21 protein-coding genes are annotated in these 25,307 nt (G+C 72.8%); 8 read left to right on the top strand and 13 right to left on the bottom strand.

Annotated elements, in window-relative coordinates:
* Positions 1-100 precede the first annotated feature (100 nt).
* On the bottom strand, positions 101-1,735 hold the full coding sequence (locus BMW99_RS12580; RefSeq protein ID WP_069465627.1) for a fucose isomerase: 1,635 nt from the start codon (positions 1,733-1,735) through the stop codon (positions 101-103).
* A gap of 226 nt (positions 1,736-1,961) precedes the next feature.
* Positions 1,962-3,458 carry an FGGY-family carbohydrate kinase gene (locus tag BMW99_RS12575; RefSeq protein WP_069465626.1) on the bottom strand — a complete coding sequence of 499 codons (1,497 nt, stop codon included), beginning with the start codon at positions 3,456-3,458 and terminating at the stop codon, positions 1,962-1,964.
* A 291-nt stretch (positions 3,459-3,749) separates the two neighbouring features.
* On the opposite strand from BMW99_RS12575, the gene BMW99_RS12570 reads away from it, so the two are divergent.
* The gene (locus tag BMW99_RS12570) at positions 3,750-4,697 is read left to right on the top strand and encodes a fumarylacetoacetate hydrolase family protein (protein WP_069465625.1); all 948 of its coding nucleotides are present in this window, start codon (positions 3,750-3,752) and stop codon (positions 4,695-4,697) included.
* A 114-nt stretch (positions 4,698-4,811) separates the two neighbouring features.
* On the opposite strand, the gene BMW99_RS12565 is transcribed toward BMW99_RS12570, so the two are convergent.
* The 3 genes from BMW99_RS12565 to BMW99_RS12555 all read right to left on the bottom strand — a co-directional run bounded on the left by BMW99_RS12565 (position 4,812) and on the right by BMW99_RS12555 (position 8,289).
* Positions 4,812-6,533 (bottom strand): hypothetical protein, encoded by a 1,722-nt coding sequence (locus BMW99_RS12565; protein ID WP_069465624.1) that lies wholly within the window; start codon positions 6,531-6,533, stop codon positions 4,812-4,814.
* A 225-nt stretch (positions 6,534-6,758) separates the two neighbouring features.
* On the bottom strand, positions 6,759-7,175 hold the full coding sequence (locus tag BMW99_RS12560) for a hypothetical protein (RefSeq protein ID WP_245791408.1): 417 nt from the start codon (positions 7,173-7,175) through the stop codon (positions 6,759-6,761).
* 79 nt (positions 7,176-7,254) lie between these two features.
* The gene (locus BMW99_RS12555; RefSeq protein WP_069465623.1) at positions 7,255-8,289 is read right to left on the bottom strand and encodes a LacI family DNA-binding transcriptional regulator; all 1,035 of its coding nucleotides are present in this window, start codon (positions 8,287-8,289) and stop codon (positions 7,255-7,257) included.
* Positions 8,290-8,629: 340 nt separating this feature from the next.
* Here BMW99_RS12555 and BMW99_RS12550 point away from each other — a divergent pair, with 340 nt between their 5' ends.
* From BMW99_RS12550 to BMW99_RS12535, 4 genes are all read left to right on the top strand, one after another.
* Positions 8,630-9,622: a glycoside hydrolase family 172 protein gene (locus BMW99_RS12550; protein WP_245791406.1), complete on the top strand. Its 993-nt coding sequence runs from the start codon at positions 8,630-8,632 to the stop codon at positions 9,620-9,622.
* 81 nt (positions 9,623-9,703) lie between these two features.
* Positions 9,704-11,140 carry an ABC transporter substrate-binding protein gene (locus tag BMW99_RS12545; RefSeq protein WP_079176026.1) on the top strand — a complete coding sequence of 479 codons (1,437 nt, stop codon included), beginning with the start codon at positions 9,704-9,706 and terminating at the stop codon, positions 11,138-11,140.
* Entirely contained in the window at positions 11,137-12,093 is a 957-nt protein-coding gene (locus tag BMW99_RS12540) for a carbohydrate ABC transporter permease (RefSeq protein ID WP_079138621.1), read from the top strand. Before BMW99_RS12545 ends, BMW99_RS12540 begins: the two co-directional genes overlap by 4 nt.
* Positions 12,083-12,967 (top strand): carbohydrate ABC transporter permease, encoded by an 885-nt coding sequence (locus BMW99_RS12535; RefSeq protein ID WP_079138620.1) that lies wholly within the window; start codon positions 12,083-12,085, stop codon positions 12,965-12,967. Before BMW99_RS12540 ends, BMW99_RS12535 begins: the two co-directional genes overlap by 11 nt.
* 61 nt (positions 12,968-13,028) lie before the next feature.
* Here the strand turns inward: BMW99_RS12535 and BMW99_RS12530 are convergent, their stop codons facing one another.
* The 5 genes from BMW99_RS12530 to BMW99_RS12510 all read right to left on the bottom strand — a co-directional run bounded on the left by BMW99_RS12530 (position 13,029) and on the right by BMW99_RS12510 (position 15,513).
* Positions 13,029-13,496, bottom strand: coding sequence for a hypothetical protein (locus tag BMW99_RS12530; RefSeq protein ID WP_069464797.1), 468 nt, complete (start codon positions 13,494-13,496; stop codon positions 13,029-13,031).
* Entirely contained in the window at positions 13,493-14,017 is a 525-nt protein-coding gene (locus tag BMW99_RS12525) for a S41 family peptidase (protein ID WP_069464796.1), read from the bottom strand. The genes BMW99_RS12530 and BMW99_RS12525 overlap by 4 nt, the downstream gene beginning before the upstream one ends.
* Positions 13,980-14,270 (bottom strand): S41 family peptidase, encoded by a 291-nt coding sequence (locus BMW99_RS41290; RefSeq protein WP_069464795.1) that lies wholly within the window; start codon positions 14,268-14,270, stop codon positions 13,980-13,982. Before BMW99_RS41290 ends, BMW99_RS12525 begins: the two co-directional genes overlap by 38 nt.
* Positions 14,267-14,692 carry a hypothetical protein gene (locus tag BMW99_RS39210; protein WP_176735557.1) on the bottom strand — a complete coding sequence of 142 codons (426 nt, stop codon included), beginning with the start codon at positions 14,690-14,692 and terminating at the stop codon, positions 14,267-14,269. Before BMW99_RS39210 ends, BMW99_RS41290 begins: the two co-directional genes overlap by 4 nt.
* A gap of 230 nt (positions 14,693-14,922) precedes the next feature.
* On the bottom strand, positions 14,923-15,513 hold the full coding sequence (locus BMW99_RS12510; RefSeq protein ID WP_069464793.1) for a snapalysin family zinc-dependent metalloprotease: 591 nt from the start codon (positions 15,511-15,513) through the stop codon (positions 14,923-14,925).
* A gap of 438 nt (positions 15,514-15,951) precedes the next feature.
* Between BMW99_RS12510 and BMW99_RS12505 the strand changes: the two genes are divergently transcribed.
* The gene (locus BMW99_RS12505; RefSeq protein WP_079138617.1) at positions 15,952-20,001 is read left to right on the top strand and encodes a glycoside hydrolase family 3 C-terminal domain-containing protein; all 4,050 of its coding nucleotides are present in this window, start codon (positions 15,952-15,954) and stop codon (positions 19,999-20,001) included.
* A gap of 142 nt (positions 20,002-20,143) precedes the next feature.
* On the opposite strand, the gene BMW99_RS12500 is transcribed toward BMW99_RS12505, so the two are convergent.
* Together BMW99_RS12500 and BMW99_RS12495 are read right to left on the bottom strand one after the other, a co-directional pair.
* Positions 20,144-20,788, bottom strand: coding sequence for a dihydrofolate reductase family protein (locus BMW99_RS12500; RefSeq protein WP_069464792.1), 645 nt, complete (start codon positions 20,786-20,788; stop codon positions 20,144-20,146).
* A 108-nt stretch (positions 20,789-20,896) separates the two neighbouring features.
* The gene (locus BMW99_RS12495; protein WP_069464791.1) at positions 20,897-21,448 is read right to left on the bottom strand and encodes a TetR/AcrR family transcriptional regulator; all 552 of its coding nucleotides are present in this window, start codon (positions 21,446-21,448) and stop codon (positions 20,897-20,899) included.
* A gap of 120 nt (positions 21,449-21,568) precedes the next feature.
* On the opposite strand from BMW99_RS12495, the gene BMW99_RS12490 reads away from it, so the two are divergent.
* Both BMW99_RS12490 and BMW99_RS12485 read left to right on the top strand, forming a co-directional pair.
* Positions 21,569-22,618, top strand: coding sequence for an aldo/keto reductase (locus tag BMW99_RS12490; protein WP_069464790.1), 1,050 nt, complete (start codon positions 21,569-21,571; stop codon positions 22,616-22,618).
* A 156-nt stretch (positions 22,619-22,774) separates the two neighbouring features.
* Positions 22,775-24,979: a SpoIIE family protein phosphatase gene (locus BMW99_RS12485; RefSeq protein WP_075016794.1), complete on the top strand. Its 2,205-nt coding sequence runs from the start codon at positions 22,775-22,777 to the stop codon at positions 24,977-24,979.
* A gap of 157 nt (positions 24,980-25,136) precedes the next feature.
* Here BMW99_RS12485 and BMW99_RS12480 read toward each other — a convergent pair whose 3' ends face one another.
* A complete protein-coding gene (locus tag BMW99_RS12480; RefSeq protein ID WP_069467691.1) occupies positions 25,137-25,307 on the bottom strand; it encodes a hydrophobic protein in 171 nt (56 codons plus the stop codon).

Raw genomic sequence — 25,307 nt, 5'->3', positions numbered from 1 at the left:
CCGGCTGATCGTCCGGGGCGGCGGCCACGGCGCGGGGCCCTGACAGGTGCCGGGACGGCCCGGGGCCGTCCCGGCACCTGTCAGGGCCCGGGACGTCCGGTCAGCCGAGCGCGGTGTCCCCGCACAGGTGGACGCTCACGCCCAGTTCGGCGAACATCGCGGCCTTGGCCAGCAGGCCCCTGTCGGCCGTCTCGGCGTCGGGCGCGTAGACGACGTTCAGGTGGTTGGCGCGGTGCCGGGCCATGAACTGGTCCCGGGTGACCCCGTGCAGCACCGCGTGCATGATCGGCCACTGGGGGGTCGTGGCGTCGAGCCGGCGCCGCGTCTCCTCCTCGGGCAGCTCGACCACCGTGGCACGGCCCAGGTCGACATGGAGGGCTCCGTCCATCAGGAACACCCGCGACCACACGATCTCCCCGGGCTTGGAGACACCGCTGAGCGTGCCACCGCCGAGCGGGAAGTACATCGGCGGCTGCCGCATGCTCCACGACCGGTCGTAGCCGCCGTTGTGCGAGGCCGGGACCGAGCCGGAGATCTCGAAGACCCACACGAACCGGCCGTCGTACTCCTCGCCCCAGCGGATGTCGTGCAGGGTGGTGGCCGGGTCGAGACCCATCGCCTTCCAGATGCGGTTGGTGACCAGGGAGTCGACGGCCACGCCTTCGTCCACCTCGTTGAAGTGCGGCAGCGCGGCGCCGGCGTAGAGCTCGCGCGACCCGTCACGGCTGAGCACCGGCGGCCGCGACACGTTGTTCAGCAGTCCCTCGGCGAGGTCGCTGGCCGGGACGGTGTCCTTGAGCCCCTGCTGGTACTGGATGCCGACGGCGTCCAGGCCGAAGTCGTCGGCCATGCGCAGCGCGGCCACGTACATCCGGAACTGGCTGAGGAGCTGGGCGTCGGTCAGCTCGGTGGCCTCGTCGGTGCCGGTGTGGAAGGTCAGCCCGGCACCGTCGAGCCAGGTGCGGACGGCCGCCGCCTCCTCGTCGCCGACCCGCCCCATCTCGGCGACCAGCGCGCTCTGCGACAGCCGCTCCTTGTAGATGCCGAGGGGGTTGAGCAGTTCGTCGTCGAAGATGGCGTTGTACATGCCCATGCAGCCCTCGTCGAAGACGCCGATGACGGCCTTCTCGTCCCTCAACTGCCGCGCGAGCGCCGTGCCGAGTTCCGTCTCGGGCCCCGGCGGCAGCGCCGGCAGCTCCCGCACGTGGCTGGTGTCGTGCGTCAGGCGCCCGGTGCCGAGCCAGGTCTTCAGGCCCTGCAGCGCGGCCTCGTCGGTGAAGTCCTCGCTCCACAGGACGGAGTACGGCGTGCCCGCCTTCGTCATGCTGCCCGCCAGGTTGAGCAGGCCCACCAGCCCGGGGTACTCGCCGCTCCAGTTCGCCACGACGAGGATCGGGCCGCGGTGGGTGCGCAGTCCGGCCAGCACATGGTGGCTGTACTGCCAGACGGCCTCGACGACGATCAGCGGCGCGTCGGGGGGCAGGCGTTTGAACACCTCGATGCCGGCCCGCTGGCTGTCGATGAAGCCGTGGCCCTTGTCCGCGTCGACCTCGTGGCCGCGCTCGACCCTCCAGCCCAGGGAGCCGACCGCGGCCGACAGCGCTGCCTCCAGCCGCTCCTGGACCGGCCAGCAGGTCACGTTCGCGCTCGGCCGCAGGTCACCGCTGGCGACGGTGTGAACGACGCCGGGCTCGGCGGCCGGCGGCTGTATGGGCGTCGGCAGGGAATACGTCATGCCGGGTGACTCCTTCGCAGTGGCTGGCTGACTGTGGTGCGGGGTTCTCGGGGATCGCGGCTCGCGGCTCGCGGCTCGGGGTTCGCGGCTCGGGGTTCCGGGTTCCGGGTTCCGGGATCGCGGCGGCTTCCGGGCCTTCCGCGGCCGCGGCCGTACGGATTCAGCGACTTCCGTGGCCTCGGCGGCCTGCGGGGCTACCGCGACGGGGCCGGGGCGGAGACCGCGGTCAGCGGTGCTGGCGGGCCGCGAGGGCGTGCACGACGTCGGCGGAGGCCGGGTAGAGCTGCCGGTACAACCCGTACAGTTCGTCGTAGGCGGCGGTGCGGGCCGGGTCGGGCCGGACCACCTCGGCGACCGGGTTCCAGTCGTCGATGCGGGCGTCCCCGGCGAGTTGGGCGGCGAGCAGCGCGTCGCCGTACGCGGCGCCGATCGTGGTGGCCCGGACCTCCTGGGCACGGCCGGTGACGTCGGAGACGATCCGCGTCCACAACGCGCCCTTGGTGCCGCCGCCGACCGCCACGATCCGGCGGATGTCGCCGCCGGCCGCCTCGATCGCCTCGATGTTGTGCCGCACCCCGCACGCCGTGCCCTCGAGCGCGGCCCGGTAGAGGTCGCCACGGGTGTGGGAGAGCGTCAGACCGGCGATGAGGCCGCGGGCCGCGGGGTCCATGAGCGGGGTCCGCTCCCCCGCGAAGTACGGCAGCATGAGCAGGCCGTTGGCGCCCGGCCCCGACTCCTCGGCGAGCCGCAGCAGTTCGGCGAAGTCGGGTGAGCCGAACAGCTCGCGCAGCCAGGTCGTCACCGCGCCCGACGTGGCCATGCCGCCGGCCAGGTTGCGGGTCCCGGGCAGCGCGCCGACGGTGCTCCACAGCGCCGGGCTGGTGAGCAGCCCGGCGCCGGGCACCGTGTGCACCAGGAACATCGTCGTCCCGTACATCAGCATCAGGTCGCCCGGGCCCTGCGCGCCCACGCTCACCGCCTCGGCCCAGGCGTCGATGGTCCCGGTCGTCACCGGCACCCCGGCCGGCAGCCCCGTCTCCGCGGCCGCGTCAAGGGTCACCGCCCCGGCGGCCTCGCCGGACCAGCGCAATGGGGGCAGTTCCAGCCGCGGGGCGATCCGCTGCACCCAAGGCGCGTACCACTCCTGGGCGTTGGTGTCGTACAGGGGCGTGCACTGGCTGGCCGAGTGGTGGTCGAGGACGTACGCGCCGGTGAGCCGGCGCACCAGCCACGAACTGGGCATGTACAGCCGGCGGGCGTCGGCGAACGCCTCCGGCTCCTCGTCGGCGACCCAGGCGATCTTCGCACCGGCGGCCTGCGACGACAGCCCTGACCCGCAGCGGCGGACGATCTCCTCGGCGCCCAGCTCCTCCTCGAGGCGCGCGATCTGGGCCGTGGAGCGGGTGTCGACGCCATAGAGGATGGCCGGCCGCACCGGAGTGTCGTGGCCGTCGGTGAGCAGCACGCACGGCCCCATCCCGCTGACGCCCACGGCGGCGACGGCCAGGCCGTCCTGGTCGAGGTCCGCGGTCAACTCGCGGGACAGGGAGGCGAACTCCCTCCACCACACCCGGGCGTCCATCTCGAAGCGCCCGGGGCCCGGACGGTCCACCGCGTGCTCCCGCACGGCCGAGCGGAGCACGTCGCCGCTGCCGGCGTCGACCAGGACGCCCTTGCTGCTCGACGTGCCGATGTCCACGCCGATGACTGCGTTACGAGGCATGCACGGCATCGTGCCTGAAATCGATTTCACATACAAGGGTATCCGCAGGCTGCTCATCATGTCGGTCCCCTTGACCGGCCCCCCAGGACCTCCCTACGCTCCCAGGCGTATGGCTGAAATCGATTGCTCTGCCTACCCGTTCCTCACGCGTCGGCCGTGGTTCGTCACCCGCCAGGCGGCAGGTCGTCGCCGCCACCGCGCTGCCACCGCGCCGCGCAGACGTCGTCGCCGCCCTGACGCCGTCGCGCATCCGTCTTGCCGCGGCCTCGCCGCCGGCCGAAGGGACCGCCCATGACCCGCATCGTGCGCTTCGCCGACCGCTCCGGATCGCCCCAGACCGGCGTGCTGGACGCCGCCGGGGCCGTGCACGCCTTCGGCGAGCCGCGCGTCGCCGGCCTGCTCCAGGAGCGCGTGGAAGAACTGCGCGCCCGTGTGGAGAGCGCGCTGGCCGCCCCCGCCACGCACGCCGCGGCGGACGTGCTGCTGCTGCCGCCGCTGGACGGCCGGATGGAGGTGTGGGCGGCCGGCGTCACCTACGAGCGGTCGCGCGAGGCGCGCGTCGCCGAGAGCACCGAACAGACGGTCTACGAGCGGGTGTACGACGCCGAGCGTCCCGAGCTGTTCTTCAAGTCCGTGCCGTGGCGGGTGGTCACCGACGGCGAACCGATCGCCGTACGGCCGGACTCGGCCCTGGACGTGCCCGAACCCGAACTGGGGCTGGTCGTCAACCGGTACGGGGAGACGGTCGGTTACCTCATCGTCGACGACGTCAGTTCGCGCGCGATCGAGGGCGAGAACCCGCTGTACCTTCCGCAGGCGAAGATCTACGCCGGGAGCTGCGCGGTGTCCTCCGCCTTCGTACCCGCCTGGGAGCTGGCCGACCCCGGCGCGCTCGGCATCCGGATGACCGTGTGGCGCGACGGCGCCGCGGTCTTCGAGGGCGCGACGACCACCGCGGCGTTCCACCGCGCGCCGGAGGACCTGGTCGGGCACCTGACCGCCGCCCAGCCGTTCCCGGACGGCGTGGTGCTCTCCACGGGCACCGGCATCGTGCCGGGCCTGGATTTCACGCTCACCGACGGGGACGTCGTCGAGATCGGCGTGGACGGCCTCGGCACCCTCACCAACCCGGTGGTCGGCGACCCGGGCCGGCTGGCCTGGCTCGCCGAGGCCGCCGACCGTCCGGCCCTGCGTGCGGCGCACCGCGGGCCGGCCGCCTCGGGGGTGCCGGCCCGCTGAACCACCGTGCGGCCGGGGCCGTTCGGCTGGGTGCCCCGGCGCCTCGCCGGGCGTCGCGTCCGGTGTGGCCGGCGGGCCCGTTCCGCGACGGGCCCGCCGGTGTGTCCGGGGCCCTCAGCGGTAGTACGCCTCCAGTTCGCCGATCGAGGTGAAGGTGCGGGTGCCGCCGGGCGCGCCGATGACGCGCACGCCGTCGGCTGCGGTCGGCGTGAACGACAGCGTGTACGTGTGGTTGGGGCCGGCCGCGGAGGAGTAGGGATACGCCGGGCTCACGGTCTGCCCGGCCGCGTCGTGCCACTGCCCGCCGCTGCGGACCTGCACGCGCAGCCCCGACGCGAACCAGCCGCCGTCGGCGAACATGCTGCCCGAGGTGTACACGACCTGGTCGACCGTGTACGCACGTGGCCAGGTGTCACCCCACCAACTGCCCGTCTTGTTCTCGTCGTTCCAGTCGTCGTCGGACTCGGACCGGTTGCCGTCGTTGTAGAAGGCGGTGTTGCCGTAGTGCATGGCCCGCTCGATGCCCACCGCACCCGGCTCGCGGGCCAGGTCGCGGGCCGCGTCGGGGGGGTTGGACGGCGTGGAGGGGGTGGACGGCACCAGGTTCATGTGCCGCAGGGAGTACGTGTACGCCCAGTTGTCGCCGGCCGGCAGGCCGCCGCCGCACGTACACACGTTGGACTGCAGCCACATCGACGTGCCGTCGGCGCTGATGTACTTCGAGGGGATGGTGGTGGCGTAGCCGCCGTGTTTGGTGTTCGTCCACGGGTAGCCGCCGAAGTCCTTGGTCTCGAAGTGCCGCCACGGGCCCCAGGGCGTCGGTGACTCGTAGAACTCGAAGGTGTACTCGGTCCACGACGTGTAGAGGTAGCGGTTCAGCGGTTTGTCGTAGACGACGCCGCCCTGGCTGACCACGCTCAGGTTCGAGGCGCGGCCCGCGGTGTAGACGTTCGGGTAGATGTGCCGGTCGTCGTGGAGCACCGCGACGCGGCTGCCGATGTCGGAGGACCAGGCCGGGGTGCCGTCGGCGGCGAAGCCGCTCACGAACTGCCAGGCGGCGCGGTCGAGTACGGAGGCGCGCGGCACCCGTGCGAGGTACACGTCGGCCGGGTCGGGGACGGAGTTCGTGTACGAGTCGCGCCAGTTGTGGTCGAGGCCGTAGGCGTAGACGTACCCGTCGGGCGCGTTGGCGTACGCCTTGCCGTAGTCGAGGAACATCACGGTGGTGAAGACCCCGCCGGGGAACATGGGCGCCGCGTGGTTCCACGTCCAGGTCCTGCCGTGGTCGGTGGACTGGGCGATGGTGGCGGCCGGCGCGTCGTTGAAGTCCAGCGCCAGGTCCTGCACCGCGAGGTACAGCGTGCCGCCGACGCAGGCCATTCCGGTGGGCTTGCGGCTGTGGTTCGCCGTCCACACCTGGCCGACGGCGTCGCCCTGCGCGAGGCTGGTGCCCTGCAGGCCTCCCGGCATCCCGGCGACCCGCGCGACGCCGATGTCGCTGCCCGGAGCGCCGAATCCGCCGCCGTCGCCGTACGCGCCGTAGACGTTGTCGTCGTCGGACCAGCAGTTGGGCCACAGGTCGCCGTGTGCGCCGTTGTCGCCGACGGCGGGCGCGCCGACGGTGGCGCCGGAGTCGATCTGGACGGTGGAGAAGAAATCGCTTTCAGCAGGCGAGGTCGCGGGACTTGCGGACGCGAGGGCGCCGGGCGGCGCCGCGGCGTGCCCGTGCGCCGTCGCCGACGGCGCCGTGACCAGGGACAGGCTGGCGGCGACGACCGCGGTGGCGGCGAGCCGCAGCACGGGCCACCGCCCGCGGTGTCGAGCAACTCTGGACAAGGGGACTCCCGGGGAGTTGCCGTGCGTGGAATCGATTCCACGCAAGCTAGAACCAGGCCCCCCGACCGTCAACCCCCACGCACACCGCCCCGGGAGGCGGCCCAGGCACCCGCGGGCGGGGCCCGCCGGGCCGCCCACCGACTCCCACCCCGGGCCGGCTCCGGCCCCGCGGGCTTCCCTCGCACGCGGCCGGGTGCCCGATCGGCTCCCGCCCCGGGACCGGCGTCAGCGGCCGGCCTTCGCCGCCCACGCCAGGATCTGCGCCGCGCCCTCACGGACCGCGGCATCCGGGTGTCCGGCGAGCTGCCCGCACGCCGCCACGACGTCCGGCTTGCCGTCCCGCGCCGCAAGCGCGTCCTGCACCCCGGTCTGGATCCAGTCGGCGTGACCATCGTCGGCCCGGGCGACCGCGACGGCGATCAGCCGCACGGCGGCGGCCGTCCCGGTGCGGGTGAGGGCCGCTGCCGTCCGCCGGCTCACGGCTGTGTCCGCACCGTCCAGCAGCAGACCCGACAGCGCCTCCGCAGCGGCCGGATCCTCGGCGGACGGCGCGAGACGGCACCCGGCCCGAGCACGTCGCCGCCACGATCGGGACGAGGCCTCGCCCAACGCCGCCCGCACCGCGCCCACTTCGTCCGACATGAGCGGACGGTCCCACGTCCCGCGGGGAACGGCGACCCGCTTTCGGCGCGGCCGTTCGCCCGGGAGCCGTCCGCGGGGCTCAGGCTCGTGGGCCCGCCGTTGAGTCGCGGATCTCGAGGGCCGTGCGCAGCACCACCGTCTGGAGGGGACGGGGCGTGCCCGCGATCCGGTCCTGGAGGAGGGTCGCCGCGGTCCAGCCGAGGTCGTAGGAGGGCAGGCGGACCGTCGTCAGGCTCGGGTCGACCATCGGCGCCCACGGCACCTCGCCGAAGGACAGCACGCCGAAGCCGGGCACGGAGACACCGGCCTCGCGGAGGGCCTGCAACGCCCCCACGGCCATCAGGTTGTTGGCGACGAACACCGCGTCGGGCCGCTCGGGCCGCGCCAGCAGGTCGGTCATCGCCTTGTGGCCGCCCTCGACGCGGAAGTCGGCGAACCGCGTCCACTCGTCCGGCCGTTCCATACCGCCGCCGGCGGCGAGTTCGGGGTGCTCGCGTGCGTGGTCGGCGAGGGCGGTGCGGTAGCCGGCCAGCCGCTCCTCGGCCGTCGAGGCGCCACGCGGGCCGGTGATGCAGGCGATCCGCCGGTAGCCCCGCGCGAGCAGGTGCGCCGTCGCGTCCTCGCTGCCGCGGGCGTTGTCGACGAGCACCACGTCCACGTCGCTGCCACGCGGCCGCCGGTCGACGGCCACCACGGGCATGCGGCGGCCCTCCAGCACCGACAGGTCCGTGCGGTCGCGCGACGCGGCCGCCACGATGACGCCCGCCATCTGCTCGGCCATCGCGACCTCCAGGTAACGGCGTTCCTTGTCCACGTCCTCGTCGGTGTTGCACAGCACGACCGACAGGTTGGTCTGCTGCGCCGCGTCCTCGACGCCGCGCGCCATGGCCGTGAAGAAGGGGTTCTCGATGTCGGGGATGAGCAGGCCGATCACGCTGGCGCGCTGCGTCCGCAGGGACCGTGCGACCCGGTTCGGCGCGAAGCCGAGTTCGGCCGCGGCCCGCCGCACCCGCTCGGCCCGTTCGGCCGTGACGCGCCCGCCGTTGAACACGCGCGACACGGTCGCGGCCGACACCCCGGCCGCCCGCGCCACATCCTGGACCGTGGTCGCCATCCGCCGTCCCGCCCCTTCCCGCGCCGGTCCGGCGTCCGCACCGCGGTCCGCTCCCACCGGCGGTCTTGTGCCAACCCTTGACAGCCTCGTACCGGAACTCTAACTTCGCGTGAAATGGATTTCAAGGCGCTCCCAGCTCCACATCCTCCACTCTGGGGCGCCCAGACGCAGATTCCCCGGCGCTTTCGACCGGGGCTTTGGCCCTCACATCTGAAATCGATTTCACATCGGAAGGTGCATCGTGATCAATTCTGGCCTGGACGGCCTGGCCCGCCGAACCGGTGGGGTGAGCCGTTCCGTCAGTGCCGAGAACCCTACCGGCGGCAAGGGCCAAGGGGGGATGGCCACGGAAGGAACGGGTGCCGTCGCCGCCGGACCGCTCGGCCGCGGCTGGAAGGTCTCCCCCAGCATCGAGATCGCCCCCGGCGAGACCGCGGTCCTGGCCGACATCGCGGGCCCGGGCACCATCCGGCACCTCTGGTGCACCACCGCCCCGCACCGCGCCTGGCGGGGCACCCTGCTGCGCGCCTACTGGGACGGCGCGCCGGACCCGGCGATCGAGGTCCCGCTCGGCGACTTCTTCTGCAACGGCTGGAACAGCTTCGCGCAGGTCTCCTCCGCGCTGGTGGCCGCCAACCCGTACGGCGGCTTCAACTCGTACTGGCCGATGCCCTTCCGGCAGGCCGCGCGGCTCACCCTGGAGAACCTGTCGGCGGAGACCGTCACGCTCTACTACCAGGTGGACTACGAACTCGACGACGTCGCGGACGACGCCTGCTACCTGCACGCGCAGTGGCGCCGCAGCCACCCCGTGCCGTTCGGCGAGGTGCACACCCTGCTCGACGGGGTGACCGGCACCGGCCAGTACGTCGGCACGTACCTGGCCTGGGGGGTCAACAGCCCCGGCTGGTGGGGCGAGGGCGAGCTGAAGTTCTTCCTCGACGGGGACGGCGAGTTCCCGACGATCTGCGGCACCGGAACCGAGGACTACTTCGGCGGCGCCTGGAACTTCGACGTCCCGGGCCAGGGCTACACCTCCTACACCACGCCGTACCTCGGCCTGCCGCAGATCCTGCGGCCGGACGGGCTGTACGCCAGCCAGCAGCGCTTCGGGATGTACCGCTGGCACGTCCCGGACCCGATCCGCTTCACCGAGGACCTGCGGGTGACCGTGCAGAGCCTGGGCATCGGCCCCGGGCACGACAACGGTCTGCCCCACCGCTACCGCCACACCAGCGACGACATCGCCTCCACCGCGCTGTTCTACCTCGACGCACCCGTCTCCACCGGGCGACCGCCCGTTCCGGGACGCCTGGAACTCGAGGTCGACTGACCGGCGGCGCGCCCGCCGGTCCCCGCACCATGCCCCACGTGTCACGTCCCCCGTCCTCCGACCCGACAGGAGCAGAGCACGATGCTCCAGCACGGCAACGGCGCCGCATCGGCCGGACCTCTCCCGCCGCCCGCACCTGCCGCCCCGACCCCCTCGTCCACCCCGTCCCGCGGCCCGTCCCGCGGCCCGTCCCGCCGCCGCCTGCTGACCGGCGCCGCCGGTGCGGCGGGCGCGCTCGCCGCCCCCGCGCTGCTGTCCGGCTGCGGCACCGACTCCGCCGGTTCCGGTGGTGAGTTGACGTTCTGGAACTTCTACGGGCCGCAGCACGGCCCGGATCCGGCGGCCAACCGGCAGGCCGACTGGTTCGTCAAGACCGTCGACGCCTGGAACGCCACCCATCCCGTCAAGATCCGGCTGCAGTTCATCCCGCAGCCGCTGTACCTCAACGGCTCGAAGCTGCCGACCGCGTTCGCGGCCGGCGAGGGCCCAGACATCTTCCTGCTCAGCCCCGGCGACTTCCTGCGCTACTACAACGGCGGGGTGCTCGCCGACCTCACCCCGCACATGGACAAGGCCGCGATCGCGGACTACGGCACGGCGTTGAGCAGCCGCACCGTCGACGGCCGGGTCTACGCCCTCCCGATGGAGGTCGAGCCGCTGGCGATGTTCTACGACGTGGCGGCATGGGAGAAGGCCGGGCTGTCCGAGGCGGACATCCCCACGACCTGGGACGGGCTGCTGGACGTCGGCGACAAGCTGCGGTCCAAGGGCCCGGCCGGCCTGGTCTTCGAGACGGCGCCGGGCTACTTCCAGAACTTCACCTGGTACTGCTGGATGTGGCAGGGCGGCGGTGACGTGCTCGACCACGCCGGGCAGCCGTCGTTCGACTCCAGGGCGACCCGCCAGGCACTGCAGTTGTGGCAGGACGCGGTCCGCCACGGGATCGCGCCGCGCACCGACCCGGCGGCGGGCGACGTCGTCGGCGCGTTCCGCTCCGGCCAGGCGGCGCTGTGGCAGAGCGGGATCTGGCAGGTGGCCGCGTTCCGGGCCGCGGCGCCGGACCTCAAGTACGGCGTGTTCAAGCTGCCGCTGCCACCCGGCGGCCAGTACACCACGACGCTCGGCGGCTGGTCGTTCTGCGCCAACGCGCAGGGCCGCGACCCCGGCGCGGCCGCGGAGTTCTGCGCGTGGGCGCTGGGCAGGTCGGACGAGGCGTGCGTCGACCGGATGGTCGACTGGTGCACGGTCGCGAAGTCCGACGTCGCTCCGCGGACGTCGGCGCTCGAACGCGGCGCGCGCAAGGGCGGTTACGACTTCTGGGCCATGAAGAAGTTCAAGGACGAGGTGTTCCCGGGCGGCCGGGCCGAGCCGCGCTACCCACCGGTGATCTACAAGGCGATATCCGACGCCATCCAGGGCACCATGCTGGCCGGCCACGGCGTCGCCGGCGACGCGAGCCGGGCCGCGGACTCGATCGCGGCCTACCTCAAGAGCTACCAGGGGGCGAGTCTGGTATGACCAGTGTCAGCACGTCACGACCCGCGGTGGCGGACGCCCCGGCTCCCGCGGTGCCCCGTTCACCGCGGCTGAGCCGCAGGCACCGCGAGTGGATCGCCGCGGCGCTGTTCCTCGCGCCCGACGCCCTCGGCCTGCTGGTGTTCGTGGCCGTCCCGATGGTCCTGTCGGTGGTCCTCGGCTTCTTCCAGGTCAGTGGCTTCGGCAGCTACCGCTGGATCGGGCTCGGCAACTACCGGCGGATGATGAACGACCCGCTGTTCTGGGACTCGATGCGGATCACCGGCCTGTACGTGGTGATCCTCGTCCCGGTGCTGTTCTGCGTCAGCCTCGGCCTCGGCCTGCTCGCCAAGCAGAAGCTGCCGGGGATCGGCGTGTTCCGCACCGCGCTGTTCATGCCGTACGTCATCAGCCTGGTGGTGGTCGGCCTGCTGTGGAAGTTCCTGCTCGACGACCAGGTGGGCGCGGTGAACCGGGCGATGAGGTCGGCGGGCTTCGGCGCGCACTCCTGGCTCGGCGACCCGCACCTGGCGCTGGGTTCGGTGATCGCCATCACCGTGTGGGTGATGATGGGCTACTACATGATCATCTTCCTGGCGGGCCTGCAGGAGATCCCGGCCGAGTACTACGAGGCGGCGCGCATCGACGGCGCCGGCCCCTGGCGGTCGTTCCGGTCCATCACGTGGCCGCTGCTGCGGCCGACCAGCTTCTTCGTCCTCCTGATGTCCACCGTCGCGGCGCTCACCGGCGGCCTGGACATGATCTTCGTCCTCACCGGCGGCGGGCCGGCCAACGGCACCTCGCTGGCGATCTTCTACATCTACCAGCAGGCGTTCGTGTTCGGGGAGTTCGGCTACGCCTCGGCCATGGGCTCGTTCCTGGTCCTGATCATGGTGATCGTCTCCGCGGTCATCTTCGCCCTGACGCGCGGCGGGAGGTTCGACGATGGCGAGTGAGACGGCGACGGCGACGGCGACGGAGCCGCGGCAGGCGGTCCCCGGCGGACGGGGGCGGGGCGGGCGCCTGCGCGGCGGCCGGATCGGGCTGGTGGTGCTGGCGGCCGTGCTCGCGGTCCTGGCGGTGCTGCCGCTGCTGTACATGGTCACGGGCTCCCTCAAGACCCGCGACCAGGTGACCGACGGGAAGCTGATCCCGCACCACGTCACCTGGCACAACTACCAGTACGTCTTCACGCAGGTCCCGTTCACCCGGTACCTGCTGAACAGCTTCTTCATCTCGGCGGTGGTCACGATCGCCGCGCTCTTCTTCCACTCGATGGCCGCGTACGCGCTGGCGCGGCTCCGGTTCCCCGGGCGCGACGTGCTGTTCGGCGCGATCTTCGCGACCCTGCTGGTGACGGCGCCGGTGGTGCTCATCCCGCTGTTCCTGGTGGCCCGGCAGCTGCACCTGCTGGACAGCTACGCGGGACTGATCATCCCGGCGATCTTCAACGCCTTCGGCATCTTCCTGCTGCGGCAGTTCTACCTGGGACTGCCGCGGGAGCTGGAGGAGGCGGCCGTCATCGACGGGTGCGGCTACTGGCGCGTGTACTGGTCGGTGGTGCTGCCGCTGTCCCGGCCGATCCTGGCGGCGCTGGCGGTGTTCTTCTTCCTCGCCAACTGGAACGCGTTCGTCTGGCCGCTGGTCGCCACCAACAACCCCGATCTCACGGTGGTGCAGTTGGGCATCTCGGCGTTCCAGAGCCAGTACACGTCGAACTGGAACTACATCCTGGCGGCGGCCACGGTCGCCGCGATCCCGATGCTGGTGCTGTTCTTCGCCTTCCAGCGGCAGATCGTGGAGTCCATCAAGACCTCGGGACTCAAGTAGGCGCACGGCACGGGCGCGGGTGCGCGGTGTTCCGCGCGCCCGCGCCCGTCGTCGCGGCGCCTCACACCACGCGTGGCCGACGGTCTCGGTGCGGCCCGACGCGGGGCCCGATGCGCGGCCCGACGACGAACAGGTAGAGCGCGGCGAGCGCCGCGACCGCCTGGGCGACCACCGCGATCACCTTCTTGTCGTACCAGACCGGCTCGTACATGTTCGGGAACGGCCCCCACGCCCCGACGTCGTGGAAGCGGTAGATGAGCAGCAGCGCCAGCCCACCCGCCGCGACGAGGAACGCGAACGCCGCGGTGAGCCGCCCCCGCCAGATGATGAGCAGCAGTGCGGCCAGGGCCGCGAAGGCGGCCTCCAGCCGGAACAGCGTCCCCTGGCTGACGTCCGCCATGATCGGGTCGTAGCGGGACGCCAGGTCGGCGTGGAGGTACGCGTCGATACCGAGCCCCGCGACCGCCAGCACGAGAACCACCAGGTCGAGGACGTGCGTCCTGCGCGGGAGGGTTTCCGGCCCGCTCATCGGCTGCCTCCGTTCCCGGCGGATCGCTCGGTCCGCCAGCGGCACCTGCCGGTACTTCCAGTGTGGCCGTGCGGCCGCCGGCAGGCGAACGGGAGGGGGCCGGCCGCGGCGCCGGCCCCCTCCCCTGTCCTCTGTCCGAGGGTCGGCGGCGGTTCCGGGCCGGGCGGGTCCGTTCGGACGGCGGGCGGAACCGCCGGAGGGTGCTGTTCCTGCGCCTCCGTGGCCAGACTCACGGCGGCGTCGAGCTGCGGGTCGCGGCCGGCGGCCCAGTCGTGCGGCGCGATCGTCACCTCGACGTCCGGCTCGGCGCCGTGGTTCGCCACGCCCCAGCCGGCGTCGGCGAACCAGCCGGCGTACTTCGGCTGCGCCACCAAGGTCCCGTCGACCAGCAGGTACCTGACGTCGCAGCCGATCACGCCGCCCCACGTGCGGGTGCCGACCACGGTCGCGACGCCCAGGGACTTCAGGGCCTGCGCCAGGAGGTCACCGCCCGAGGAGGCGTATCCGTCGGTGATCGCCACGACGGGCCCGCGCGGTGCCTCGCGCGGGCAGCTGGCCGGCCGGCCGTAGCGGGACACGTCCCAGCCGAGGACGCCGGGCCACCTTCCCGGCCACCAGGTGGGACGCATCGCCGCCGCCGGCGTCCCGCAGGTCCACGATCAGGCCGTCCCGCGCGAACTCGGTGTCCAGGTCGCGGCGGAGCTCCGCCCAGCCCCGGGCCATCACGTCGGGGATCCGCGGGTAGCCGAGGCGGCCGCCGGACGCCTCGCTCACGGCGGCTCGCTGCCGGGCGACCAGGTCGTGGTAGCGGATCGCGTGCTCGCCGGCCAGCGGTCACCGGGCTCTCCGGGCTCTCCGGGCTCTCCGGGCTCTCCGGGCAGGATCCGCGCGACCCGCCAGGCGCCGTCCGGCGTGCGTTCGAGGTGCGTTCGAGGTCGGCGCCGAGCAGTCCCCGGGCCCCGCTCGATGTCGCCGCCCGCGGCGGGCGCCAGCACGCCGGTGTGTGAGGTCCGGGTCTCGCCCCGCAGTTCCCGCAGCACGTCCTGCAGGTCGTCGGCGGAGCCGACGCGGTCGGCCAGCGGCCGGTAGCGGTCGCGCATCGCGGGCCGGTCCAGGCCGCCCATGTCGGCGCGCCGGACGTTGTCCCGCGCCGACCCTGTCCACCCCGGGGCGTCGCCGTCAGGCGCGCGGCGCATCCCGGCCGCCCGGCCGGCGCGGTGCCGAGGACGTCGGGCGGCGGCGGGGCCGGCAACGCTCTCGTCCGCGCGCTCGCGGCCACCCTCAGCGGGCACGGCCCCTGGGCCGGCCCGGCCGGGGTCACTCCGGCCGGCGGACGACTCGACGTCGCGCGGGTGCCGCGCGCGCATCCCGGCCGGGCCGTCCCGCCCGGCCGGGTCCACGCCGCTGCAAGGCCCGCCGGAGCGGGTCAGTTGTCGCGGACGAGTGCCGCGCCGGACCAGACGTCGACCACGATCTGGCGGTGCTGCGGCGTCACGGCCGCCGCACGGTTCGCGTAGTTCCGGTCGACCTGCGCCGCCTCCGTCGCGTTCGGTTTGGCGTTGGTGCAGGACGTGCCGGGGCCGTGGCCGGACATCAACTCCGAGCAGGGGCCGCTGTAGTGGTCGAGCAGCCCGAGGATGTGCCCGGTCTCGTGCGCCGCGATCCGGGTGGCGTCGTATCCCTCGGTGATCGCCTCCTGGCCCAGCTCCACCTCGCCGCTGCCGCCGGGGAAGATCGGGCCGAGCGTCGTCTGCGGCCAGCCGCTGGTCGCCACGTAGACGTAGTCGGCGGACCCGGGTGAACTCGCCGGTTGCAGGTGCACGTTGTGCACCGCGCTGTTCCAGTTCGCCACGCCCTGCGTGATGGCCGCGGCCCAGGTCCCGGCCCGGCTGGCGTCGTAGGTCAGGGTGACCACCGCCGCGGGCGCCTTGGGCGCGGGCTGCGCCGCGGCGACAACCGAGGTCGTCCCCAGCATGGCCGGGATCAGCGCCGCCACGGCGACTATTCGTTTGATCATCAGACCCGTGCACCTCCTTGACATCAGTTGCCCAACAAGCCACAAGGGCACCACGCCGCCAGTGGGGTCCACAAGTACCCGTGAGGCAGCAGGTGTTGACGGAAACCGCCGGCCCCGACGGCCAGCGGTCCGCCTCGGCAAGGGACTTCCGCCGATGTTGGACAGAAGTGGCCTCACCCGACGCGAGGGGAGCCGGATCATCGGTCACCGGGCCGCACGACGACCACCGGCGCCGACCCGCTCCCGCCGCCCCGGCCGACAAGATCTACCCGTCGGATCTCGGTGTCAGGAGGCCTATTTGACACCTCGTCGGCCCCTGCGGCAGCTAATTCCCCAGCCTTGACTTCTGCTCACAGCGAGCCGAACAGTGTGCGGGTGAGTTCCCATCAGATCGGTGGGCAGCCCGCGGTGCGGTGCTCCGCAAAGAAGGAGACAACGTTGTCGGCGCAACGATCCCGAAGACTCGGAACATCAGCCGGACGCCTGCTCGCCGCCGCGGTCGCGGTGACCGTGGTGGCCGGGGTCCCGGCTGTCGCCCAGGCGAGCCCGCAGGGCACGTCGGCGTCGGCGGGCGCGGCCTCGCCGGTGCCCGTCTACCTGGACACCCACCACTCGTTCGCCGAGCGCGCCGCCGACCTGGTGTCGCGGATGACGCCGGACGAGAAGACGGCGCAGCTCCAGACCAACGACGCGCCGGCCGTCCCGCGGCTCGGCGTCCAGCGGTACACCTACTGGAGCGAGGGGCAGCACGGCATCAACCGCCTCGGTGCCGACACCGCCGCGGGCGGCCAGGGCGAGCTGGACGTCACGGCGACCAGCTTCCCGGTGAACTTCGCGTCCACGATGTCCTGGGACCCGGAGCTGACGTACCAGGAGACCACGGCGATCTCGGACGAGGCCCGCGGGTTCCTCGACAAGTCGCTGTGGGGCACGGGGCAGAACAACATCGGCCCGTCCGCGTCGGACTACGGCGACCTCACGTTCTGGGCGCCGACGGTCAACATGGACCGCGATCCGCGCTGGGGCCGGACCAACGAGTCCTTCGGCGAGGACACCTACCTGGCGTCCACGATGGCCGAGGCGTTCGTCAACGGCTACCAGGGGCAGACACTCACCGGCCGGCCGATGACCCCGTACCTGAAGGTCGCGGCGACCGCCAAGCACTACGCGCTCAACAACGACGAGAACAGCCGGCACACCCAGAGCGCGAACACCACCGACGCGAACATCCGGGACTACTACACCAAGCAGTTCGCGAACCTGGTGGAGAAGGCGCACGTGTCCGGGGTGATGACCTCGTACAACGCGGTGAACGGCACGCCCGCGCCCGCCGACACCTACACGGTGAACGAACTGCTCCAGGCGACCTACGGGTTCGGCGGGTACACCACCTCGGACTGCGGGGCCATCGGTGACGTCTACTCGTCCGGCGGCCACGACTGGGCCCCGCCAGGATGGACGACCAACGGCACGACGTGGACGAACACGGCGACGGGCAGGCAGGTTCCGGCGGCCGCGGGCGGGCAGGCGTTCGCGCTGCGGGCCGGCACCCAGCTGAACTGCGCCGGCGGGGAGCTCACCCCGCAGAACATCGACGCGGCGGTCTCGCTCGGGCTGCTGACACCGGGGGTGATCGACGGCGTGCTGACGAAGCTGTTCACCGTCCGCATGCAGACCGGCGAGTTCGACCCCGCGGGCAAGGTCGCCTACACGAAGATCACCAAGGCGCAGATCGAGTCGCCCGAGCACCAGGCGCTGGCGGAGAAGGTCGCCGCGCAGGACCTGGTGCTCCTCCAGAACGACAAGGTGGCGGGCACGTCGTCACCCCTGCTGCCCGCGAACCCCGCGAAGCTGAACAGCGTCGTGATCGTCGGCGACCTGGCGAACACCACGACGCTGGGCGGCTATTCGGGCAAGCCGACGCTCAAGGTGGACGCCGTGCAGGGGATCACCGCGGCGGTCAGGGCGGCGAATCCGTCGGCGACGGTCACCTTCGACGCCTGCGGCACCTCGACCACCGCGACGACGCCCGCCTCGTGCGCGGCCGCCACCCAGGCCGCGGCCAGGACGGCGGACCTGGTGATCGTCTTCGTCGGCTCCGACATGGGCGTGGCCGACGAGGGCACCGACCGCTCGTCGCTGTCCCTGCCCGGCAACGAGGACTCGCTGATCAGCCAGGTCGCCGCTCTGGGCAACCCCCGTACCGCGCTGGTCATGCAGGCCGACGGACCCTACGACGTCCGGGCGGCGCAGAAGGACTTCCCCGCGATCGTGTTCAGCGGCTACAACGGCGAGAGCCAGGGCAGCGCACTCGCCCAGGTGCTCTTCGGCCGGCAGAACCCCTCGGGCCACCTGGACTTCACCTGGTTCACCGACGGCTCGCAGCTTCCCGGGATGGACGACTACGGGCTCACCCCGTCGCAGACCGGCGGAATCGGCCGCACCTACCAGTACTTCACCGGTACGCCGACGTACCCGTTCGGATACGGCCTGTCCTACTCCCGGTTCACCTACTCGCACGTGCGGATCGGGCCGGGTTCCGTCTCGGCCGACGGCACGGTGGGCGTGCAGTTCGACGTCACCAACTCCGGTACGGTGGCGGGCTCGACGGTCGCGCAGCTCTACGTGGCTCCCCAGTTCGCGGCACCGGGCGCGGAGTTGCCGAAGGAGCAGCTGGCGGGCTTCCGGAAGACGTCCGTGCTCGCGCCGGGGCACACCGAGCACGTCACGCTGTCCGTCAGGGCCGCGGACCTCAGCCGGTGGGACGAGGGTGCCCTGAAGCAGGTCGTCCGTCCGGGCGCCTACCAGTTCCGCGTCGGACCGGACTCGGCCACCGTCGCGGGCTCCGGCACCGTGCGGGTGCGGGGGGCCCTCACCCCGCGGGTGCGGTCGGTCACCGTCCAGCCCGGCCAGGTCGTGTTCCGGCCCGGTGACCGCCTGGACCTGACCGGGACCAACCCGTGGATCGCGCCGGACACCGACCCGGCGCTGGAGCAGCAGCACGCGCCGGCGGACGGGATCGTCGAAGCGGCGAACAACGACCAGTCGTTCGCCGACCTGTCCACGGCGCACGTCAGCTATCGCAGCAGCGACCCGGGGGTCGCCACCGTCAGCGGCGCCGGGGTGGTCACCGCGCGCGCTCCCGGTGCGGCGTCGATCGAGGTGACGGTGGACGGCGTGACGGGCACGGCGCCGATCGTGGTGCAGGCCCCGTTCACCCTGCAGGCGGCCGCCATTGTCAAGCCCGACACCACGGTCACGGCGACCGCGACGTTCACCAACACCAGCGGGCAGGCGGTCCGTGACCTGTCGGTGGACCTCAGGGCACCGGACGGCTGGACGGCGACGGCGACCTCACCGGTGTCGCTCTCCGGTGTGGCCCCGGGCCGGAAGGTGACGGCCACCTGGAGCGTCGGCGTGCCGAGCGGCGCGAGTCCCGGCACGAAGGCGGAGCTCGACGCCACGGCGAAGTTCTCCGGCGGGGCGGGCGCCTACTCCGAGGCGGCGGTCAGCACGGTCACCGTGACCTCGGGTGCCACGCCCGAGCAGGTCACCCCGGTGGTGACGGGGATGAACCCGCCGGCCGGGTCCCTGAAGGTCGTGGTGCACAACCCGTCGGACACCCCCACCACGGTCACGGCCGTCACGTGGAAGCTCGGCGACAGGTCGGGCACGCAGCCGGTCAGCGCGACCATCGCCCCCCAGGCGTCGGCCACAGTGGACGTGCCGGTGACGGACGTGAGTTTCGCCAGGCCCTACCCGTTCACGGTGACGAGCGTCATCTCCGGCGCCCTGTCCTCGGAGGACTTCTCCGGGCACGTCACCTTCCTGCCGGTGGTCGGCAGGAGCCTCGGCTCGTCGTGGACGCTGGCGCAGGTCCAGGACGGTCCCGCGGTCGACCTGGCCACCACCGCGGACGGGACCTGGTCGACGCTGGACTCCGCGCAGCCGTACGGCGGGGCGTCGGACCTGTCGGGCAAGGTGTGGCTCGACTGGGACGCCACGCACCTGTACGTCACCGCCGACCTGACCGACGACGTCCAGTCCGAACCGGCCACCGGGGCCGACATCTGGCAGGGCGACAGCCTCCAGTGGGCGGCCACCTCGGGCGTGCCGGGCGCGTCGGCCGCACCGAGCACCGCGTCGGTCGACGGGCACTACGAGTACGGTGCCGCGCTCACCTCGCTCGGCGCGCAGGTCTACCGGTGGATCGCCCCGACCGAGGGCAGCGGCCAGGTCACGGACACGGCCGCCACCGTGACCCGGGACGAGGCGACCCACACCACCCTCTACGAGCTGGCGATCCCCTGGAGCGACCTCACCTCGGTCCAGCCGGAGGCGAACACCGTGTTCTCCCTCGCGCTGGACGTCAACGACAAGGACAACGGGGTGCGCAAGGGCTACACGCAGTGGGGTGACGGCATCGGGTCCAGCAAGGACGTCCGCGGCTTCAACATGGCGCAGCTGATGCCCGCGACCGCTTCCTGACCAGCGCGGACGCGGCCGCCGCGCGTCCTCGGCACCTCGTTCGCACCACGGCCACCCGGCCCGCGCCGAGACCGTCCCAGGTCCCGGTGCGGGCCGGGTGGCCGTCCTTCTCGGGAGCCACGGACCACCGAGCTGCCCGGTGTCACTTGCGCCAAAACAGGTGGTGCACCACGCCGCTCGGGCTCGGCACGACCTCCGTCCGGAACCGGTCGAGGAGTTCGTCGGGCGACTCCCAGAGGCGGAGGCCGGAGCCGAGCGTCACCGGCGCCACCGCCACGTGCAGGGTGTCCACGAGGTCGGCGTCGAGGAACTGCCGGACCGTGGTCACACCGCCGCCGAGCCGGACGTCCTTCCCCTGGGCCGCCTCCCGCGCCTGCTCCAGGACCGCGGCCGGGCTGCCGGTCACGAAGTGGAACGTGGTGTCGGAGAGCGTGAACGACGGGCGCGTGTGGTGCGTCATGACGAACACCGGCGTGCGGAAGGGCGGTTCGTCGCCCCACCAGCCCTGCCACTCGTGGTCCTGCCACGGGCCGCGCTGGGGGCCGAACTTGTTGCGCCCCATGATCTCGGCGCCGATGTTCCGCGGGAAGTCGCGGGTGAAGTAGTCGTCGAGCCCGCGGCTGCCCCCGGGATCGGTGCGCGTGGGCCAGCTCGCCGTGGCGCCGGCCCACGAGAAGAGCCTCTCCGGCCGGTCGCAGCCGAACGGGCGCTCCAGGGTCTGGTGCTCACCGGCCCCGATGCCGTCACGTGAGACGTTGAAGTTCATCACTCTCAGCAACTGTTCCATGACGTTCCGGTCCTGTTCCGGTCGTGGCGCGTCGCCGGTCGCGACGCGTCCCTGACCAGTGCGTCGAACGGGACGCGCCAGGATCGACACCGGCACGACGGGAGTGCGCTACGGCCGGAAGCCGTCGATGGCGAGCTCCAGGAGGCGGTCGGCCTGGGCGGCGCCCTCCGCGGTGGCGGGGGTTCGCCACAGGCAGCTCATGAGCATGATGACGTCCACCGGGTCGATCCCGGGCCGCACCTCCCCGGCCTGCTCGCAGGCGTCGAGGAGCCGGCCGACGGCGGCGGTGACGGGCGGCCAGGAGGCGCTGACGACCTCCTGCGCGGCGGCGGAGTGGAGTGCTTCGCCCAGGCCGTGCTTGATGCGGACGTAGGCGGCGAGCGTGGTGAACCACTGCCGGAAGGCGTCGAGCGGGGGGTGGGCCGCCAGGACGTCGGACACGGCGGCGACGAGGCGGTCCACGTCGTGGCGGTGGACCTCCAGGACGAGCGCCTCGCGGGTCGGGAAGTGCCGGTAGAGCGTGCCGGCGCCGACGCCCGCGCGCTTGGCGATCGAGTTGAGCGAGGCGTTCGGGGACTCGGCGAGCGCGTCGTGGGCGACCTGGAGGATCGCCTCCCGGTTCTTCAGCGCGTCGGAGCGCTGTTGCGCGGCGTCGGCCACGGGTCCTCCTGGCGTGCGGGCAGTTGACCGATTGCGAAACGGAGAGTTCTCCGTTAGTGTTTCGGGAGTCAGGCGGAGAGTTCTCCGTTTACTCCCGTTCCCCATTGTAGGAGCTTCCCCGTGCGCTACATCAAGCTCGGCCGCACCGGCCTCGACGTGTCCCCCGTCGCCATCGGCGCGATGACCTACGGGCGGCCCGACCGCGGGCACCCCGACTGGTCGCTGCCCGAGGAGGCCAGCCGTCCCCTGATCAAGCACGCGATCGACGCCGGCATCAACTTCTTCGACACCGCGAACCTCTACTCCTACGGCTCCAGCGAGGAGATCCTGGGCCGCGCCCTGAAGGACTACGCGCACCGCGACGACGTCGTCATCACCACCAAGGTCCGCCACACCATGCGCCCGGGCAGCCCCAACGGCGGCGGCCTGTCCCGCAAGGCGATCATGAGCGAGATCGACGCCAGCCTGCGTCGCCTGGGCACCGACTACGTGGACGTCTACATGATCCACCGGCTCGACAGCGAGACCCCGATCGAGGAGACGCTGGAGGCGCTGCACGACGTCGTGAAGTCCGGCAGGGCCCGCTACCTCGGCGCGTCCTCCATGCACGCCTGGGAGTTCGCCAAGGCACTCCACCTGCAGGAACGCCACGGCTGGGCGCGCTTCGCGACCATGCAGGACCACTACAACCTGCTGGCCCGCGAGGAGGAGCGCGAGATGCTCCCGCTCTGCGCGGACGAGGGCGTCGCCACGATGGTCTGGAGCCCGCTGGCCCGCGGCCGCCTCGCCCGCCCCTTCGAGCAGGCGAACACCGGCGAGCGCGCGGCCACCGACGGCGCGTACGCGGACCTGCTCTACCACGCCGACGCGGGCAGCGACCGCGCCATCATCGACGAGGTCGGCGCGGTCGCCGACGCGCACGGGGTCACGCGGGCCCAGGTCGCCCTCGCCTGGCTGCGCCGCAACCCCGTCGTGGCCGCACCCGTCGTGGGCGCCCGCACCGTGCAGCAGATCGACGACGCCGTCGCGTCCCTCGACCTCCACCTCACGGACGAGGAGGCCCGCCGCCTGGAGGCCCCCTACACCCCCCGCCGCGACTTCCAGGGCGTCTCCGACCCGCGCGAGTTCGAACGCATCAAGCAGAGCCTGCCGGGTTACGCCAACGTGTGACGGGCGGCCCACGAGCTCCCGGCAGACTGCCCCGACGTCGCCGCGTCGCCGGGAGAGGGGCGGGAAACCGGGTTATTCTCGACAAAAGGGTCGCCTGCCCGCTGGTCGGACCGCGCACGCCGTCGACCGCGGCCGCCGCAGGCCGGGAGTGGAGGCATGGAGAGGCCGACGACGCGTTCCGCGGGCCCCGCGGGGCAGGCCGCAGGAGCGGCCCCCGCCCGCGGGGCGGCAGCGGACGGGCAGGGCCTCGTCGGCCCGGCCGCGGCGGTCGTGGACGAGCGGGGCGTCATCAAGGCCTGGACGTCCACCGCCCAAGGGCTGCTCGGCCACACCGCGGGCGACGCGGTCGGAAGCTCCGTGGCGACACTCCTCGCCGGGCCCGACCCCCACCGCACGGTCGCCAAGTGGACGGAGCGCGCGCAGGACCGACCACGCTGGCGCGGCTGCCTGACTCTGCGGGCCAAGGACGGCACGACCGTCACGGCGGAGGTCGAAGCCTCGGCGATGCCCCGCGAGCACCGGACGGACTGGTTCGTGACCGCCGTCGACCCCTCCGGTCTGTCCTCCTGGCCGCCGGCCGACGCCCACGTCACGGCGCCGCTGCTGGCCCGCTCACCCGTGGGCGTCTCCCTCTGGAACACCGACCTGCGCTGCGTGTGGGTGAACCGGGCGGCCGCGCGGCTGGACCGCGCCCTCGGCCGGCACCGGCTGGGCCTGCTGGCCCGTGAACTGCCGCTCGGCGACGCGGCGCCGGGCGTCATCGGGGCGATGGAGCAGGTGCTGGCCAGCGGCGAGCCGGTGATCGAGCGCGAGTACGCCTGGCGCGTACCCGGCGAGGACGCCGACCGCGTCCTGACCGCGTCGTACTTCCGGCTCGACGGACCGGACGGCCGCCCGCTCGGCGTCTGCACCATGAGCACCGACTTCGAGAAGTCCCGCGTGCGCCAGCACCTGCTCGCGCTGGCCGAGATGGGCGGCCGGGTGGGCACGACCCTCGACATCGCCAGGACCGCGCAGGAACTCGCGGACGCGGCCGTCCCGTTGCTCGCCGACTACGTGACGGTGGACCTCGGCGAGAACGTCCCCTTCCGCGGCCGCTCCCCCGACTCGCCGCTCGACCGCCTGCCGACCTCGGCCGACGGCGTGCCCATCTTCCGCCGTGCGGGCGCCGCGTCGCGCAGGCATGGGATGCCGGAGTCCCTCTGGCGCGTCGGCGACCCGGTGTTCGTGCCCCCCGCCTCGCCGTTCACGCGGGCGCTGTACTCGGGCGAGACGCACTTCGAGCCGTTTCTCGACACCGCGCACGGCACCTGGCTCGACAAGGACCCGCGGCGCGCCGAGCGGATCGCGCGGATCGGGATGCACTCCCTGATCATCGTCCCGATCAAGGCCAGCGGCACCGTTCTGGGCGAGGCGGTCTTCGTCCGCCACGACAACCCCACGCCGTTCTCGCGCGACGACCTGCTGCTGATCGAGGAACTCGTCGGCCGGGCCGCGCTCAGCCTCGACAACGCGCGCCGCTACCGCCGCGAGCGCAGCGCGGCGCTGGCCCTGCAGCGCGAGCTGCTGCCCCGCGAGCTGAGCGGCGGCCCGGGCGTCGAGGTCGCGTCGCGCTACCTGCCCTCCGACCTCCACGAGGGCGTCGGAGGCGACTGGTTCGACGTGGTGCCGCTGCCGGACGCCCGCGTCGGGCTCGTCATCGGTGACGTCGTCGGCCACGGCATCGGCGCCGCCGCCCTCATGGGCCAGCTCCGCACCGTCATGGCCACGCTCGCCGACCTCGACCTGCCGCCCGGGGACGTCCTGGCCCGGCTGGACCGCCGCGTCGGCCTGATGAACGAACAGGGGTCCGGGGACGACGCGTTGGGCCGCGTGATGACGTGCACCTGCGCCTACGCGGTGTACGACCCGGTGAGCCGCGAGTGCACGATCGCCTCCGCCGGGCACCCGCTGCCGGCCGTCGCCCACCCCGGCGGCGAGGTCGTCTTCCCCGACGTGCCCATCGGGCCGCCCATCGGACTCGGCACCCGGACGTATCCCTCGGCGAACCTCACCCTGCCCGAGGGAAGCGTCATCGCCCTCTACACCGACGGCCTGGTGGAGACGCGTGACGCCGACATCGACGCCGGCCTGGAGCGCCTGCGGGCCGCGCTGTCCCGGTCCGGCGGCGGCCTCGACGACGTCGCCTCACGCGTCGTCAACTTCATGACCCCGCAGGCCTGGCACGACGCGGCGCCCGGTCTCGTGCCCGGGCCCGACCCCGGACCCGGCACCACGACCGACCACGACGACATCACCCTCCTGCTCGCCCGCACCCGCACGCTGACGGCGGAGCAGGCCAGGGCCTGCCGGCGCCCCTGACACGGGCGGAGACACGCACGGACGGGCGGAGGCCCGCGCCTCCGCCCGTCCGCTTCCGCCGTTCTCGCGCGCGCCGCGCGCTTACGGGCGCACCGCCCGCCGCCAAATGTGCCGGCGTTCTCCGTGGTCACGCGATTCGGCGGTCACCCGTCTCGACTCACCACCGGTACCAGCGGCCCCGACCTCCCGCCGCACTCGTGCCCCGCACGAGAAATCCGAGCGCCCAGAGGACCAGCACGATCACCGCGGCCCACCAGAGAATGTTGAGCGCGAATCCGGCGCCGAACAGCACGAGCGCGAGAAGCAGTACAAGAAGCAAGGGTCCCAT

Source organism: Actinacidiphila rubida (genome assembly GCF_900110255.1).
GTDB classification, from domain to species: domain Bacteria; phylum Actinomycetota; class Actinomycetes; order Streptomycetales; family Streptomycetaceae; genus Actinacidiphila; species Actinacidiphila rubida.
The sequence above is the reverse complement of the archived record's forward strand: the minus strand, read 5'-3'. Positions and strand labels throughout refer to the sequence as shown.

Bases quoted from the DNA above. Each gene is read 5' to 3' on its own strand.
- BMW99_RS12580 (WP_069465627.1), bottom strand. From the start codon at position 1,735: ATGACGTATTCCCTGCCGACGCCCATACAGCCGCCGGCCGCCGAGCCC.
- BMW99_RS12575 (WP_069465626.1), bottom strand. From the start codon at position 3,458: ATGCCTCGTAACGCAGTCATCGGCGTGGACATCGGCACGTCGAGCAGC.
- BMW99_RS12570 (WP_069465625.1), top strand. From the start codon at position 3,750: ATGACCCGCATCGTGCGCTTCGCCGACCGCTCCGGATCGCCCCAGACC.
- BMW99_RS12560 (WP_245791408.1), bottom strand. From the start codon at position 7,175: ATGTCGGACGAAGTGGGCGCGGTGCGGGCGGCGTTGGGCGAGGCCTCG.
- BMW99_RS12555 (WP_069465623.1), bottom strand. From the start codon at position 8,289: ATGGCGACCACGGTCCAGGATGTGGCGCGGGCGGCCGGGGTGTCGGCC.
- BMW99_RS12550 (WP_245791406.1), top strand. From the start codon at position 8,630: ATGGCCACGGAAGGAACGGGTGCCGTCGCCGCCGGACCGCTCGGCCGC.
- BMW99_RS12545 (WP_079176026.1), top strand. From the start codon at position 9,704: ATGCTCCAGCACGGCAACGGCGCCGCATCGGCCGGACCTCTCCCGCCG.
- BMW99_RS12540 (WP_079138621.1), top strand. From the start codon at position 11,137: ATGACCAGTGTCAGCACGTCACGACCCGCGGTGGCGGACGCCCCGGCT.
- BMW99_RS12535 (WP_079138620.1), top strand. From the start codon at position 12,083: ATGGCGAGTGAGACGGCGACGGCGACGGCGACGGAGCCGCGGCAGGCG.
- BMW99_RS12530 (WP_069464797.1), bottom strand. From the start codon at position 13,496: ATGAGCGGGCCGGAAACCCTCCCGCGCAGGACGCACGTCCTCGACCTG.
- BMW99_RS39210 (WP_176735557.1), bottom strand. From the start codon at position 14,692: ATGCGCCGCGCGCCTGACGGCGACGCCCCGGGGTGGACAGGGTCGGCG.
- BMW99_RS12510 (WP_069464793.1), bottom strand. From the start codon at position 15,513: ATGATCAAACGAATAGTCGCCGTGGCGGCGCTGATCCCGGCCATGCTG.
- BMW99_RS12500 (WP_069464792.1), bottom strand. From the start codon at position 20,788: ATGGAACAGTTGCTGAGAGTGATGAACTTCAACGTCTCACGTGACGGC.
- BMW99_RS12485 (WP_075016794.1), top strand. From the start codon at position 22,775: ATGGAGAGGCCGACGACGCGTTCCGCGGGCCCCGCGGGGCAGGCCGCA.
- BMW99_RS12480 (WP_069467691.1), bottom strand. From the start codon at position 25,307: ATGGGACCCTTGCTTCTTGTACTGCTTCTCGCGCTCGTGCTGTTCGGC.